This window comes from Bacillus sp. SIMBA_074 (genome assembly GCF_046534555.1).
In the GTDB taxonomy this organism is placed as follows: domain Bacteria; phylum Bacillota; class Bacilli; order Bacillales; family Bacillaceae_G; genus Bacillus_A; species Bacillus_A mycoides.
The window spans coordinates 1-370 of record NZ_JAWRYM010000178.1 but is presented as its reverse complement, the minus strand read 5'-3'; the positions used below and the strand labels follow the sequence as shown (position 1 = coordinate 370).

At 46.5% G+C, this 370-nt stretch carries 2 pseudogenes; both read left to right on the top strand.

Annotation, left to right across the window (positions count from 1 at the left end):
* A pseudogene (locus tag SB773_RS30385) lies at positions 1–252 on the top strand (cytochrome ubiquinol oxidase subunit I); the annotation flags it as partial.
* Positions 252–370, top strand: a pseudogene (locus tag SB773_RS30380) (cytochrome o ubiquinol oxidase subunit III); the annotation flags it as partial. The pseudogenes SB773_RS30385 and SB773_RS30380, both read left to right, overlap by 1 nt.

Below are 370 nucleotides of genomic sequence, written 5' to 3'. Positions count from 1 at the left end.
ACGTATAAAGAAGAGCCTGTGCATCTGGAGCCAATCCACATGCCGAAAAACTCGGGCATACCGTTTATCATGTCTCTGTTCTGGTTCATGGTTGGATTTGGTTTCACGTTCGGATGGGTTTGGATCGCAGTAATTGGATTCATTGGAGTGTTTGCGTGCATGTGGGTACGTTCTTTCCAATATGATACGGATTATTATGTACCGGTGGATGAAGTGCGACGCACCGAGGCTTCACTGGGGAGGGTATTGTAATGCAACAGATGGCTAAGCATCACGACCATGGTCACGGACACGATCATGATCATGGTCATGAAGAGCACGAACAACTAAAGGTTCTTGGTTTTTGGATCTTCGTTGTAACGGACTGCAT